This is a genomic window from Acidithiobacillus sp., assembly GCF_049965315.1.
GTDB lineage: Bacteria > Pseudomonadota > Gammaproteobacteria > Acidithiobacillales > Acidithiobacillaceae > Acidithiobacillus_B.
This window is the reverse complement of sequence record NZ_JBMFWL010000003.1, coordinates 1-12,927: the sequence shown is the minus strand read 5'-3', so window position 1 is coordinate 12,927 and position 12,927 is coordinate 1. Positions and strand designations below refer to the sequence as shown.

Below are 12,927 nucleotides of genomic sequence, written 5' to 3'. Positions count from 1 at the left end.
CAATACGCCCGCACAGATCCCATTGATTCATGCCTCCCCAGGTCTAGCCAAGATTCACGGGTTGTTGTGGGACGAGACTCTATTTGTAACGCGAAATAGAACCATCCCCCTTTCGATATAAAGAAAACGAAATCCGGTAATCTTATCCAGCCGAATAATATTATGCTTAGGGCGCGATCATGCCATTGTCCAGATAGGCGGCATCGTAGTCGAAGATGATATCATTGTCGGGCAATACCAGGTTTTCGTCTTTATCGGCGTAGGTGAGCCTGCTCAATAATCCCTTGATGACATTGATGCGGGCTATTTTCTTGTCATCGGCATGGACTATGGTCCACGGGGTCAGGGCGGTATGGGTGCGGGCGAACATGGCGTTGCGGGCCTGGCTGTAATCGTCCCAATGTTTGATGGCTTTTTGGTCGATGGGGCTCTCTTTCCATTGTTTCAAAGGATCTTTCTCCCGATCCGCCAGCCGCTTTTTTTGTTCTTTTTTTGAGATATCCAGGTAAACCTTGAAAAAATGCAGTCCCGAACGCAGAAGCATGCCTTCAAAATCCACCACTTCGGCCATGAATTCCTCATACTGCTCATCGCTGCAAAAACCCATGACCCGTTCAACGCCGGCGCGGTTGTACCAACTGCGATTAAACAGGACGAATTCCTGAGCTGCCGGCAAATGCGGCACATAACGCTGAAAATACCATTGGCTTTCTTCCCGGTCCGAAGGTTTGCTCAGCGCCACCACACGGGTTTCCCGCGGGCTGAGATGGGCGGTGATGCGCTTTATGGTACCATCCTTGCCCGCGCCATCGCGGCCTTCAAAGAGAACCAATATTTTGTCATTGCGGCGGATGAGGTGGCGCTGAAGTTTGACCAGCTCGATCTGCAAGGCGCGCAGTTCCTTTTTGTAGAGCGATTTTCCCTGCTCCGGATGTTGCTCGTCTGTCATGGCGTTTCCTTTCTCAGAAGATGCTTCGTGCCGCCTTGCCAATCCCTTCCGCACTCATGGGATGCTGATCGGCGAAGGCCGCCAGGTCATGGGCGGTCAAGCCCTTGGCTACCGCCAAACCGATTTCGCCGATGAGTTGGCCGGCGTCGATGCCGACAATCCAGCCGCCCAGCAGGCGTAAACTGCCGGGGGCGAAGAACAGCCGGATGCCGCCACCCATGGCTTCGAGAATTTGCGCCCGGGAGTCTTCGCTGAAATCGTAAGCGCCGGCAATCACCTCCATTCCTTGGGCCGCCGCCTGGGTGGCGGTCAGGCCGATATAGGCCGCTCCCGGGAGGGTGAAGATCGTCGTCGGGACATGGTGGAAATCGGCGTAATCCAGCGCCCGATCCCCGCCCAGAATATTGTGGGCGGCAACCAGGGATTGGCGCACGGCGGCGTGGAAAAGCGGTACCTGGCCGTTGACGTCGCCGGCCGCGTAAATGTGGGGAAATCGCGTCTGCAGGGATGGGCCGACGACGATGCCGTGCTTTCCGACTTCAATGCCGATCTCCGCCGTCCCCGCCGGAATCACCGGATGGCGGCCCACAGCCATGAGCGCCACATCGCCTTCCGCCTGCTGTTCGGCCCCCCCCTGCCGATAATAGACCCGCCGTTGGGAGCCCCGTGCCTCAACCCGCTCCACATCGGCATTCAGGATCATCTCGATGTTGGGGCTGAGGAGGGGCAGCAGCGTTGCGACCATGTTCGGGTCCATACCGGACAGGATTTGCGGACCTTTTTGCAGCAGCACCACCCGGGTACCGAAGGCGGCAAAAAAAGAGGCGGTCTCCAGGCCGATATAGCCGCCACCGATCACCACCATGCGCTTGGGCAGGATTTTGAGGACAGGGTCGGGCTTGTAGAGGTCGTGGCTGGTGAGACAGTGCTCGGCGCCGGGGATGGGAGGGACAAAGACGTCGGCGCCGCTGGCGATAATGACATGCCGGCAATGAAAGCGGCGTTCGCCCTCCCCGGTGGCCACGGCGACGGTATGCGGGTCAATAAAACGGGCGCTGCCGGGAATCAACTGCAGATTGGGGCAGGTCGCCAGTTCCTGGGCATGCTGGGCATAGCGGCGGGCCTGAATGGCGTCCTTATGGGCCACCATGCGCGGGTAATCGACCTGCACCTGCCCGGAGAGGCCCAAATCGGCAAAACGGCGTTGGCTCTCCAGGATCTCTCCCGTCTCGCGAATGGCCTTGGACGGTACGCAGCCTTCATAGAGGCAGTTGCCGCTCATTACCCCCTTGGGGTCCGTCATCACCACGGATAATCCGGCCCTGGCCAAGCGAAAGGCGGCGGGATAGGCCCCGCCGCCTGCGCCAATGGTCAGGACATCCACGGTTTCCCTTTGCATCGTCATGCGTTACTACCTCCGTAACGGCCGGCAAACCGCCACTGTGATATACGGCAATACAGCCACCCCTTTGCTCGTTGAAAGTATAGTAGGAAGGGACGACGACGCAAGGCGGGGCGGGGCCATGACTTGCAATACCGATGGATTGCGGTTAAAAAAAACGAATAAGGGAGGAAATGGGGTCGGAAAAGGGGGAGAGTTTGCCGAGAGGGTTGGACCGGTGACGCAATGTATCTTGCGCAGTCTTTTGGGCGTCGTTCTGGCCTGCCTTCTTCCGGGAATGGGAGGGGCCCAGGCGAGCGGTCTGGATCGGGAACTCCTGGGTGTCTGGCAAACGGCCCATGGGCATGCCTATATCCGGATTTATGGCAAGGGTGGCGCATACTTCGGGCAGAGCGTCGCCCAGCCGGCGGATTCCGTGCAGCAGGCCGAAGCCGCGGGTCAGCCGCAAATACTGGCGCACTTCCTGCCGCAACGTCCCGGTGTCTGGGCCAATGGCACCATCTACGATCCGGACAACAAAACGCATTTTCAGGGCATTCTGACCTTGCTGAGCCCCGATCGGCTCCAGGTTTACGGTTATGTCGGCTTCCGCTGGCTGGGCGGAGAGACGATCTGGACCAAGGTGCGGGGGCGGGAAGGGGAGTGGAGCCCTTATGACCAGGATGGTTAACTTGCGCTTTCCGGCGCTTCCTCATGGGAGCTTGCATCGTCGAGGGGGACAATGGTCAGCCCTTCCGCCCGCAGGCGTTGCTGGAGATCCGCCATGGCCCTTGCGACATCCGCCGGGAGGCCCGCCACGCCGAGCTCAAGCTGCATGCCATGTTGGCGCAGGCTGGGCAGACTCGAAAAGGCGATGCGGGGATGGGTGGCGCAGAAGGATTCCATGAGCGGAACGAGTTCTCCTTCCCTGGCACCCGGCAAGAGAATCCGCTGCTCCACGTTCCCTGCGCGGGGCGGATAGTATTGCGCCAACACCCATTCGCTCATGGGTTCCGCCATTTGCGGAAAACCGGGGAAGAAGTGCTGTTTCCCCAGAGAAAATCCCGGTACCTTGTTGATGGGGTTGGGGATCAGCGTGCCGCCATCGGGCAGGTCGGCCATCCTGACCCGCACGGGTTCGGCGGCGGCACCAAACTGGGCGCGGATGAGTTGTTCCGCTTCCGGGTGCCGCCGCAGGGGAAGGCCGGCGGCGGTAGCGGCACAGGCGCGGGTGAGGTCATCGGGCGTGGCGCCGAGGCCGCCGAAAGAGAAGACGGGCTCCGCCCGCGCCATGGCCCAACGAAGCTGATCCACCAGAATATCCGCCGTATCGGGCACGACCAGGCACCAAGCCACTTCGTAACCGCGGGCGGCGAGCTGGCGGCGCGTGCGGGCGAAGTGGGCATCCTGGCGTTTACCGCGCAGGATCTCGGTGCCGATCACGACGATGCCGAGGGCCGCCGTCATCACTGATCCTCCGTGCCGGGCCAGATGCAAGATGGGAGTTCACCAGCCTGTTCGCCGTCGATGGTGACCTTTCCCTGCTCCAGGCGCAGGCGGTCGCTCACCAGCCAGGCGATGGCCCGGGGGTAGATGCGATGTTCCATCGCCAGGACCCGCGCCGCCAGGCTATCCACGTCGTCTTGCGCCAGGACCGGAACGGCGCCTTGGACGATGATGGGGCCCGCATCCAGATCGGCCGTCACGAAGTGTACCGTGGCGCCATGGAGCTTTACCCCTTCGGCCAGGGCCTGGGCATGGGTATGCAGACCGGGGAAGGCGGGGAGGAGGGAGGGATGAATATTCACCATGCGGCCCCCGTAATGCTGGGCGAACTCCGGTGTGAGCCGACGCATGAAGCCGGCCAGGGCAACATGGTCAGGCGCAAACTCGTCAATCTGGGCACGCAGCGCGGCGTCGAAGCCGCTGCGATCGGCGAAGCGGCGATGGTCTACGCAACGGCCGGGAATCCCTGCCGCCGCGGCCAGCGCCAAGGCCGGCGCCTGCGGACGGTTGCTGATCACGGCCACGACCTCGGTGGCGGGGATTTGCCCGCTGGCGCAGGCGCCCAGGATCGCCTGCAGATTGCTGCCCCGCCCGGAAACGAGCACTACCAGGCGCTTAGGCAAGAAAACGTACTCCCGGGCCTTTACCACGGGGCAGGAGGCGGCCGATGCGGTACGCCCTTTCTCCCGCGTCCTCGAGGATCTTTCGGGCATCTTCGCGGGATTCCCAGGGGACCATGGCAACCATGCCCACTCCGCCATTGAAGACCCGCCACATTTCCGCGTCGCTCACCGCTCCCTGCTCCTGCAGCCAATGAAAGATGGCCGGCCGTTCCCAACTCCCGGCATCGATCTCGGCGGCCAGATGGGCGGGCAGGGAGCGGGGCAGGTTCTCCACCAGGCCACCGCCGGTGATATGCGCCAGGGCGTGAACGGGAAGGGCGGCGCGCAGGGCGTTGATGGCCCGCACGTAAATCCGCGTGGGGGCCAGCAGGGTCTCCACGAGGGGTTGCCCGTTGACGCGGTCTTGCAGATCGGCATTGCTGCGCGCGAGGATCTTGCGGATCAGGGAATAGCCATTGCTGTGGGGCCCCGAAGACGCAATGCCGATCACCGCATCCCCTTCCTGGCAGCGCGCCCCCGTAAGGATCTCGGATTTCTCCACGATACCCACGGCAAAGCCTGCCAGATCATAGTGATCCCCGCTGTACATGCCCGGCATTTCCGCCGTTTCGCCGCCCAGCAGGGCGCAATGGGCCTGGCGGCAGCCCTCGGCGATGCCGGCGATGACCTGTTCGGCCACATCCACCTCCAGGCGGCCGCAGGCATAGTAATCCAGGAACCAGAGGGGCTCGGCCCCGGCCACCAGGATGTCGTTGACACACATCCCCACCAGATCGATGCCGATCCCGTCGTGCCGGCCGGCCTCCAGGGCCAGGAGCAGCTTGGTGCCGACGCCGTCCGTGCCGGATACCATGACTGGCTCCCGAAAGCCCTTGGGCACTTCAAAAAGGCCGCCAAATCCGCCCAATCCGCCCAGGACTCCAGGGCGCCGGGTGCTTTGCGCCAGCGGTTTGATGCGCTCGATGAGGGCATTGCCGGCATCAATATCCACGCCGGCGGCGTGGTAGCTAAGGGGAGGTCGAGAACTCATGCGTGCTCCAACGGGGATCCAATGCCTGCATGTTATGGACAGGCCCAGCCCCTGTCAAAAGGGTGAACGCGGGGTGCTTTGGGCGCGGGCCTTGGGGCAGTGTGCGCGGAGTGTCCATCAGCCACAAAAAAGGAGCGGCAAGGCCGCCCCGGTACCGATGCCGGGATGTACCTGCCAGCGCAGGTCATCCATCCGTATTCAGAAGCGCTTGAAGATCTGCCCGCTTTTGGCGGCCTGATAGCGCGCCTCCACGATGCTCCAGTTCATGTTCTTGTGGATGGCCGCCAGATAGTCGGCGCGCCCCAGGGCCTTCCAGTCCACCATATAGGCATGCTCGAAGACATCGACGATGACCAGGGGCACAAAGCCGCCGACATTGCCGTCTTCGTGCAACTGGATGAAGTGGTTGTTGATCTGCCCCGTCGTGCCATCATAATAACAGATGGCCCAGCCGATGCCGCGGCTCTTGGCCGCCGACATGAGGTCCTCGTGCCAGGCCTCGAAAGTGCCGAACTGCTCCACAATGGCCGCCTTGAATCCCGGCGCCTGCTCGACGGTCACGCCCGCTTTGAGTTGCGCAAAGTAATACTCATGCAGAACCATCCCGTTATACTCGAAGCCAAAGCGGCGGCGACGATCGGCATAGGCCAGGGAGGCGGTTTTGCCCTGTGCGCGCAATTCCGCGAGTTCTTTGCGCAACGCATTGCTTTGATTTACATAACCAACATAAAGACCCCAATGATCGTTGATCTGGGCAACGGATATGCCATCAAGATCGCCGGGCTTCAATTCCTCGCGTACGCTGTAGTCGGTCATCCTTCACTCTCCTTGTGTTCAAAACTAGAACAATGCAAAACATTTATGAATTATAGTCGCTGCCCAGGGAAGCTGCAAACGGTCTCCAGCGCGGACGGCGCCGGGTGAGGCGGCATCCATGCCGTTTCATTCTTGACAGGTTCGCCCTGCTCCCCTAGCGTCACGTCCATGAACGTCCCCAATATGCTGACCATGCTGCGGCTCTTCCTGGTGCCGGTGCTTTTTTATGCACTGGTGGAGGGGCGTTACGGCTGGGCCTTGGCAATCTTCCTCATCGCTGCGCTCAGTGACGGCCTGGACGGCTGGATCGCCAGGCGCTTCCACCAGCAAACGCGCCTGGGCGCCATCCTCGACCCCATTGCCGACAAATTGCTGGTGGTGACGGCGGTGATCACTCTGACCTGGCTGGGTTTCCTGCCCCTCTGGCTGACGGTGCTGATCATTTCCCGGGATCTGCTCATCATCGGCGGCAGCATGGCTTATCAGTTGCTCATCGGGGCCATCGAGATTGCGCCGACCCGCCTTTCCAAAGTGAATACGGTCGTGCAATTCCTCTTGATCGTGCTGGTGCTGCTCCATGCGGCGAGCGGCTGGCAATATCCAGGTTTATTGATGATTTTCTTTGTCGCGTCGGCCGCAAGCACCCTCTCGTCGGGTTTGCAGTATGTCTGGGTATGGAGCCGCAAGGCCATCGCCCAGGAAAAAGGCACGACCGGCCCATGAGCACCGACGGGCAACTGGTCTTGCCCCTGGGTCTGCGGCCACAACCCTTGCTGCAGCACTTTTCCACCCTGGGCAACGAGGAGGCCGTCGCTGCGGTGCGGCAGATGCTGGGCAATCCGGGGCCCCGCTGTCTCTACCTTTCGGGGCCGGGCGGAAGCGGCAAGAGCCATCTGCTCCAGGGCGCGGCGCTGGCGGCAGATCCGTGGTCGCCTTATCTGGACCTGGCCGAATGGGCCCGGCACGGCCCCGCGCCCTCGGTCCAGGACGGGTTGCACAGCCTCGGTTCCGCCGTCCTGCTGTGCCTGGATGGCGTCGATGCCGTTGCCGGACAGAGGCCCTGGGAGGAGTTGCTCTTCGCACTCTATAACGAGCGGCTGCGGAGCCAGCGTCCCCTGCTCATCGCCGGGCGGCTGGGTCCCCGCAGCGCCCCCTGGCAACTGGCGGACTGGGGCAGCCGCTGCAGTGCCTGCCTCCATTACGCCCTGCATCTGCCCAATGAGGACCAGCGCTTGCGCATCCTCCAGCAAATGGTCCGGCAACGTGGTCTTTTTTTGCGCGAAGACGCCGCTCAGTATCTCTTGCGCCACTGGACACGCGATCTCGGTCAACTGGAGCAGATCATCGATCAACTGGACAATCGGTCCTGGGCCCGGCAACGGGAACTGAGCATCCCCTTCATCCGTTCCTGCCTGACGGCCGCCGGACAGGGCGCACATCTGGCGGAGGGGACATCAAGGTGAAGGCTACTGCCCCGAAGCAAGCAAGCCCGGTTTTTGCCGAAATGCGGGACGGCGGGGGGGGGAGAAGAGGGGCGGGTGCGAGAGGACCGCCAGATGCAGGATCGCAGGGCAAGGGGCAAAACGCTGCGGCGCTGGCTGCTCGTCCGCCCCCCCGCTTGTTTTCTCCGCGCCTGGCGCCGCTTTTGGCAGGATGACTGCATCGACCGCGCCGCCCTGCTTGCCTATACCACCCTGCTGGCGATCATTCCGCTGGCGGCGGTAGTGCTCTGGTTGTGGAATCGGGTCGGCTTTGGGCCTCTGGATCGCGCGCAACTGGCCCGGTATATCTTTGAGAACTTCCTGCCGCAAACCGGCAATGCCATCCTGGGCCATATCGATACCCTGGCCGCACGCGGGGCGCAACTGGGGATTTTCGGCGTATTGGGCCTGGCAGCAACGGCCATTTTATTGCTGCATGCGGTGGAGCGGCACCTCAATGCCATCTGGCGGGTGCATCCGCGCTGCTGGTGGTGCCGCTTTTTGCGCTATGTCGGAATACTGGTCCTCGGCCCCACCGGTCTCGCCTTTGTGGCCTCCTTGCTGCTCCCTCTGCAGCCCATGCTGGCGCAAATAGTACCCATCCCGACGCTGCCGCCTTTGGCTACCATCGTCCTCGCCTTCCTGGTGGAAACCATGGTCCTCACCGCCGTTTATCATGGGTTGCCGGCAACCCGGGTGCGCTGGCGGGATGCCATGGCGGGCGGATTGTCGGCTGCGGCGCTTTTCGAACTGAGCAAGATTGGCTTTGCCTGGTATCTGGAGTTTTCCACCTTTCAGGCGATTTATGGCGCGCTGGGCGTTTTCCCGGTTTTTCTGTTGTGGATTTATGTCGCCTGGGCCAGCGTTTTGTTTGGTGGTGAAATGGCCGCCAGTTGCGGTGAAAAGCAGCGCACGGCATGACCAAATGCGTCGCAGAGGGATTGGGAGCGACGCGGCTTTGCGCAGCGTCAACCAGTGGTCATTCCGCAAGAATGCTCAATCCGTCAGCGGAGCGCTGCAGGAAATACTGACAAAAGTCGGGGGCTTCGCGCAATACCACCCCAAGCTTTCTGATCCATTGCCGATCTCCCAGCCGGATTTCGATGATGCCTTCCGGCGACCCGATGCGCGCCGCCAGAATCAATACCTCTCGATGCCCCAGGCGCGCCAGCAAGGCTGGACAGGATGGGCCATTCCGACCATCCGGCGTCACCTGGACCGATACCGGGTTATCCCCCAGGCGCCTCACCCCCATCAACAACTCGCTTTGCCGGCTGATCCGCAGCCAGCGGACCTCAACCAACAAATTGCGCACCGTCAGAGCGATATCCGGGTGGCTGATCTCTCCGCGGAGCAGTTGTTCAAGGCCCAGAAAAGCCCCGGGCTGCAACAGGGACGCCATCGATCCGGGACCGCGCAAGAGGAGACCGTCCCCGTTCCAGTCGACGATATACCAGTGAATATCCCCTGGAGCAGGTTCCATGAGATCGTGGACTTGCCAGTCGCCGCGCTGGGTCCAGGTGCTGGCAAAATGGCGATAGCTATGGGCGAAGTCGGAATGGAGGCGGATGGGCAGATGATTGGCCAAAAGGCGATCCTGGCTGCGCCGCCAAGGCAGTAATGCGGCGCGCACGTTCATGAAGAAAGCGAGGCGGTGTTTTTCGGGGAGGGCCGCGAGGGCGGGATGGGTGCGGTGCAGACCGTTGGGGTCGCGCAATTGCCGTACGGATTCGCCCAGGGCCGCTGCCAGTGCCTGGGTGTCAAAGACCGCGCAGGGTTGGGGAGGGCGCACTTTCTGCCACCAGGGGTGATCCGGCCCCAGGGCACCCAGATGCATCGGCCCCTGTTCGGCTTCCAGGGCCACCGCAAAACGGTAAGGATGCCTGCTTTCCCGTTCGGCGTCGGGGATCAGCCCGGCTTCCAGACGAAAGGGGACGGCATCGACGTAGTCGCCCAGCCAGGGATCCAGCCAGCGGATCTGCTGGCGCGGCAGGTGCGCGGGGTCGCAAATGAAGGACAACGTCAGCAGGGTGAAAAAACGGCGAATGGCGTAGCCCAAGCCATCCTGGCCGTTGCCATCGGCGGAAATCAGGCCCAGCTCGGCCGCTCCCTGCATCAGGGCTCCGCCTTCTCCCCAGATAATGCCGGAGGGAAGTTCCTGGCGGCGCTCCGCATGGAGCCTGAACAAATAATAAATCACTTCCAATGATGATCCTATCGCATTGTTCATCATTGATTTATCAGCGCCATCCTTTATGGATACATAAAAGGATAGGCGCAATGTTTTCAGCAGGCGTATCACCGCATGCCAGAAGGCATCGTCGTCAGGGTTGCAGAGATGCTGGCCCTGTTTGGCCAGCAGGCTGCGCGCCATGGCCAGATATGCCGTCGCCCCGCCCAGGCGGCGTCCGGGCTCCATGGCGCGCAGATTGATGTCGGCAAGGGCCGCAATGACGGCGTTCAGGGTGGAGATATCCGCGCTCGCCTCCGGTTTTGGCCAGCGCAGCGGTCGCCACCAGGAGGAGCGTTGCTCCGGCGTGACCAAGCGTTCCTTCCAGGCATCCTCCCGGTTCATCAAACCCTTTCCCTTATTGGCCATTCATTGGCATTATTAGGCGCATTCGCAAGAATGCCAAGGCATGCCCGCATACCGGCAGTGAGGACCCCATGGACGAAGAGAAGATTCCGTCGCGCATTCTGGTGATCGAGGATGAGGAGGGTATCCAGGAGTTGCTGCGCATGAGTTTGCAGCGTCAGGGTTTTGAGGTGCGTTGCGCCGACTGTGTGGAGGCGGCCGAGGCGATCCTGGGCGAGTGGGAACCGCAGATCCTGATCCTGGACTGGATGCTGCCCGGCGAGAGCGGCTTGGGCTGGTGCCGAAGCCTGCGCCGCCGCGAGGCCTACAAGAAATTGCCCATCATCCTGCTGACCGCGCGGGGAGAGGAGGCGGACCGGATTCACGGGCTCGAATCCGGGGCGGATGATTATCTGGCCAAACCTTTTTCGCCGCGGGAGTTGGTGGCGCGCGTCAACGCCCTGCTGCGCCGTGCCTATGGTGAAATGACAACGAGTCGGCTGCGGCTGGGTGAGCTCCATCTGGATCTGCGCGCCCATCGCGTTTATGCCGGAGAAACCGAGGTCCACCTCGGGCCGACGGAGTTCCGGCTGTTGCGGCTCTTTCTGGCCAACCTCGAGCGGGTCTTTTCCCGGGAACTGCTGCTGGATCAGATTTGGGGCCGGCAGATCTATGTGGAAGAGCGCACCGTGGATGTGCATATCCGCCGTCTTCGCCGCGGCCTGGAGAAATACGGCTATGCCCATATCATTGAAACGGTGCGCGGGGAGGGGTATCGCTGTCGCGGTCAGGTGACGGGCGGTGATGATCGGGGAGCGCCGTGAAAAGCATTCGTGCCTGGGCTCTCCCCCTCTTCCTGTGGCTCCCGCTCCTGTTGTCGCTGCTCCTCTCGCCCCTCTCCTGGGGCGCCATCATCTGGCCTGCGGTCCTCGGGCTCCTGCTTGCCTTGTGGGTGGGCTGGCACCGCCAGCAACTGCTCCATCTCACGGCATGGTTTCAGCAGCCCCGCGCGGTACTGCCGCCCCTGGCGGCGGGCATCTGGGAAGAAACCTTTGCCGCCGGATACCATTGGCGACGGGATCAGGAAACGGTCCATCGTCAGCTCACTGCCCAGATCGTACAGTTGCGGGACGCCCTGGAGGCCATGCCGGACGCGGTGCTGCTCCTGGATGGCCGCGGCCAGTTGCGCTGGGTGAATCAGTCCAGCACCCAACTCCTGCAGTTGCAATGGCCGGAGGACATGGGCAAGCCGCTCCGCTACTGGTTGCGCACGCCGCAGATGCAGCGTTTTGTGGCCGGGGAGGCGACCAGCAGCATTCAGATGCCCGCCCCGGCCAATCCTCAGCACCTCCTGGAAGGTTTGCGCTACCCGCTGGCCGATGCCGGAGCCCTCATCATTTTCCGCGACATTACCCGCATCCGCCACCTGGAAATGGTGCGTCAGGACTTCGTGGCCAATGTGTCCCACGAACTGCGCAGTCCGTTGACGGTAATCCGTGGTTTTGTGGAAACGCTCCTGGACGGCCCCCTGGGGGGCGATGCAGAGGTGAGCCCGCAACTGAAGCTCATGGAGCAGCAGACCCTGCGCATGCAATCCCTGGTGGAGGACCTGCTGACCCTGGCGCGCATGGAAACGGCAGGAGTCAATCCGCACGAGTGTGAAACGGTTTCCGTGGCGGGCCTGGTGGATGATTACCTGTGTGCCCTGCAAGACCGGATCAGCGCCAAGGCATTGATCCTCACGCTACGTATGGATCATGGGCTGGGTATCTTCGCTTTAACCATCGACCTCGGCAGCATTGTTCGCAACTTGCTGGAAAACGCAGTGAAATATACCCCCAGCGGCCGCCGGATCGAGATTGTCTGGGAAAGGCGGGACAACGGCCTGTGCTTTGCGGTCAGCGACTCCGGTGATGGCATCGCCCCGGAGCATCTTCATCGCGTTACCGAGCGTTTTTACCGGGTGGACAAGGGCCGGTCCCGCCAACTTGGCGGGACCGGACTCGGCCTCGCCATCGTCAAGCATGCCGTGGAGCGCTACCAGGGGTATCTCGAAGTGGAGAGCGAATTGGGCCGTGGTTCGCGTTTTACGGCACGCTTTCCACTGCAAATGGCCCGCCCCCTGGCCCTGGCAGGGGCGACGCCCGATGCCGGGTGAGCCGTGGGGGAAGACAAAGGAGGCTCGGCGCTGTCATCAAAGTGTCACATTGATCCGCTATGCTAGTAACCGCAGTAACAATAATTTACCTCACATGGAGAGCGTGCATCATGATGCTGAAAACCATCACCTTGGGAATAGGACTCGCCGGCCTGGGCGTGGCGGCCCTCGCCCAGGCGGACGCCCTGTCCGCTGCCGGCGGAACCGCCATCTACCCGGTCATGAGCAAATGGGCACAGACTTACAAGGAGAAAACGGGCACCGCCGTCAATTATCAGGCCATCGGCTCGGGTGGCGGGATCGCCCAGATCAAGGCCAGGACGGTGGCCTTTGCCAACAGCGACATGCCCTTGAAGCCGGAAGATCTGAGCAAGGACAACCTCATCCAGTTTCCGGCGGTGATCATCG

The 12,927-nt window shown here is 62.0% G+C and carries 14 protein-coding genes; 7 read left to right on the top strand and 7 right to left on the bottom strand.

The features are described 5' to 3' along the window. Nucleotides 1–166: 166 nt before the first annotated feature. Nucleotides 167–991, bottom strand: a complete 825-nt coding sequence (gene ppk2 / locus ACP5MM_RS01490) for a polyphosphate kinase 2 (RefSeq protein ID WP_427933108.1) — start codon at nucleotides 989–991, stop codon at nucleotides 167–169. Beyond that, on the bottom strand, nucleotides 963–2,354 hold the full coding sequence (locus tag ACP5MM_RS01485) for a dihydrolipoyl dehydrogenase (protein ID WP_427933110.1): 1,392 nt from the start codon (nucleotides 2,352–2,354) through the stop codon (nucleotides 963–965). The genes ppk2 and ACP5MM_RS01485 overlap by 29 nt, the downstream gene beginning before the upstream one ends. Nucleotides 2,355–2,568: 214 nt before the next feature. Here ACP5MM_RS01485 and ACP5MM_RS01480 point away from each other — a divergent pair, with 214 nt between their 5' ends. Continuing rightward, a complete protein-coding gene (locus ACP5MM_RS01480; RefSeq protein ID WP_427933112.1) occupies nucleotides 2,569–3,021 on the top strand; it encodes a DUF2147 domain-containing protein in 453 nt (150 codons plus the stop codon). Here ACP5MM_RS01480 and ACP5MM_RS01475 read toward each other — a convergent pair. The 4 genes from ACP5MM_RS01475 to ACP5MM_RS01460 form a co-directional block, all read right to left on the bottom strand. Beyond that, complete coding sequence (locus tag ACP5MM_RS01475; RefSeq protein WP_427933994.1) at nucleotides 3,018–3,797, bottom strand: competence/damage-inducible protein A; 780 nt, start codon at nucleotides 3,795–3,797, stop codon at nucleotides 3,018–3,020. The genes ACP5MM_RS01480 and ACP5MM_RS01475 overlap by 4 nt on opposite strands. Beyond that, nucleotides 3,797–4,459, bottom strand: a complete 663-nt coding sequence (purN, locus tag ACP5MM_RS01470) for a phosphoribosylglycinamide formyltransferase (RefSeq protein ID WP_427933115.1) — start codon at nucleotides 4,457–4,459, stop codon at nucleotides 3,797–3,799. Before purN ends, ACP5MM_RS01475 begins: the two co-directional genes overlap by 1 nt. Beyond that, nucleotides 4,452–5,489, bottom strand: a complete 1,038-nt coding sequence (purM, locus tag ACP5MM_RS01465) for a phosphoribosylformylglycinamidine cyclo-ligase (RefSeq protein ID WP_427933993.1) — start codon at nucleotides 5,487–5,489, stop codon at nucleotides 4,452–4,454. The genes purN and purM overlap by 8 nt, the downstream gene beginning before the upstream one ends. 198 nt (nucleotides 5,490–5,687) lie before the next feature. Then, the gene (locus ACP5MM_RS01460; protein WP_427932250.1) at nucleotides 5,688–6,305 is read right to left on the bottom strand and encodes a superoxide dismutase; all 618 of its coding nucleotides are present in this window, start codon (nucleotides 6,303–6,305) and stop codon (nucleotides 5,688–5,690) included. 168 nt (nucleotides 6,306–6,473) lie between these two features. On the opposite strand from ACP5MM_RS01460, the gene ACP5MM_RS01455 reads away from it, so the two are divergent. From ACP5MM_RS01455 to ACP5MM_RS01445, 3 genes are all read left to right on the top strand, one after another. Beyond that, entirely contained in the window at nucleotides 6,474–7,028 is a 555-nt protein-coding gene (locus tag ACP5MM_RS01455) for a CDP-alcohol phosphatidyltransferase family protein (protein ID WP_427932248.1), read from the top strand. Then, nucleotides 7,025–7,768 (top strand): DnaA regulatory inactivator Hda, encoded by a 744-nt coding sequence (gene hda, locus ACP5MM_RS01450; protein ID WP_427932246.1) that lies wholly within the window; start codon nucleotides 7,025–7,027, stop codon nucleotides 7,766–7,768. The genes ACP5MM_RS01455 and hda overlap by 4 nt, the downstream gene beginning before the upstream one ends. 93 nt (nucleotides 7,769–7,861) lie before the next feature. Continuing rightward, nucleotides 7,862–8,707 (top strand): YhjD/YihY/BrkB family envelope integrity protein, encoded by an 846-nt coding sequence (locus ACP5MM_RS01445; RefSeq protein ID WP_427932244.1) that lies wholly within the window; start codon nucleotides 7,862–7,864, stop codon nucleotides 8,705–8,707. 58 nt (nucleotides 8,708–8,765) lie between these two features. On the opposite strand, the gene ACP5MM_RS01440 is transcribed toward ACP5MM_RS01445, so the two are convergent. After that, nucleotides 8,766–10,361, bottom strand: a complete 1,596-nt coding sequence (locus tag ACP5MM_RS01440) for a hypothetical protein (protein WP_427933992.1) — start codon at nucleotides 10,359–10,361, stop codon at nucleotides 8,766–8,768. 92 nt (nucleotides 10,362–10,453) lie between these two features. Between ACP5MM_RS01440 and phoB the strand changes: the two genes are divergently transcribed. The 3 genes from phoB to ACP5MM_RS01425 form a co-directional block, all read left to right on the top strand. Further along, nucleotides 10,454–11,185 (top strand): phosphate regulon transcriptional regulator PhoB, encoded by a 732-nt coding sequence (gene phoB / locus ACP5MM_RS01435; protein ID WP_427932240.1) that lies wholly within the window; start codon nucleotides 10,454–10,456, stop codon nucleotides 11,183–11,185. Beyond that, nucleotides 11,182–12,519, top strand: a complete 1,338-nt coding sequence (gene phoR, locus ACP5MM_RS01430) for a phosphate regulon sensor histidine kinase PhoR (RefSeq protein WP_427932238.1) — start codon at nucleotides 11,182–11,184, stop codon at nucleotides 12,517–12,519. Before phoB ends, phoR begins: the two co-directional genes overlap by 4 nt. A 110-nt stretch (nucleotides 12,520–12,629) precedes the next feature. Next, a partial coding sequence (locus ACP5MM_RS01425; RefSeq protein WP_427933991.1) for a substrate-binding domain-containing protein occupies nucleotides 12,630–12,927 on the top strand: 298 nt, incomplete at its 3' end.

Bases quoted from the DNA above. Each gene is read 5' to 3' on its own strand.
- ACP5MM_RS01455 (WP_427932248.1), top strand. From the start codon at position 6,474: ATGAACGTCCCCAATATGCTGACCATGCTGCGGCTCTTCCTGGTGCCG.
- hda (WP_427932246.1), top strand. From the start codon at position 7,025: ATGAGCACCGACGGGCAACTGGTCTTGCCCCTGGGTCTGCGGCCACAA.
- purM (WP_427933993.1), bottom strand. From the start codon at position 5,489: ATGAGTTCTCGACCTCCCCTTAGCTACCACGCCGCCGGCGTGGATATT.
- ACP5MM_RS01440 (WP_427933992.1), bottom strand. From the start codon at position 10,361: ATGAACCGGGAGGATGCCTGGAAGGAACGCTTGGTCACGCCGGAGCAA.
- phoB (WP_427932240.1), top strand. From the start codon at position 10,454: ATGGACGAAGAGAAGATTCCGTCGCGCATTCTGGTGATCGAGGATGAG.
- ACP5MM_RS01475 (WP_427933994.1), bottom strand. From the start codon at position 3,797: ATGACGGCGGCCCTCGGCATCGTCGTGATCGGCACCGAGATCCTGCGC.
- ACP5MM_RS01445 (WP_427932244.1), top strand. From the start codon at position 7,862: ATGCAGGATCGCAGGGCAAGGGGCAAAACGCTGCGGCGCTGGCTGCTC.
- ACP5MM_RS01460 (WP_427932250.1), bottom strand. From the start codon at position 6,305: ATGACCGACTACAGCGTACGCGAGGAATTGAAGCCCGGCGATCTTGAT.
- ACP5MM_RS01485 (WP_427933110.1), bottom strand. From the start codon at position 2,354: ATGACGATGCAAAGGGAAACCGTGGATGTCCTGACCATTGGCGCAGGC.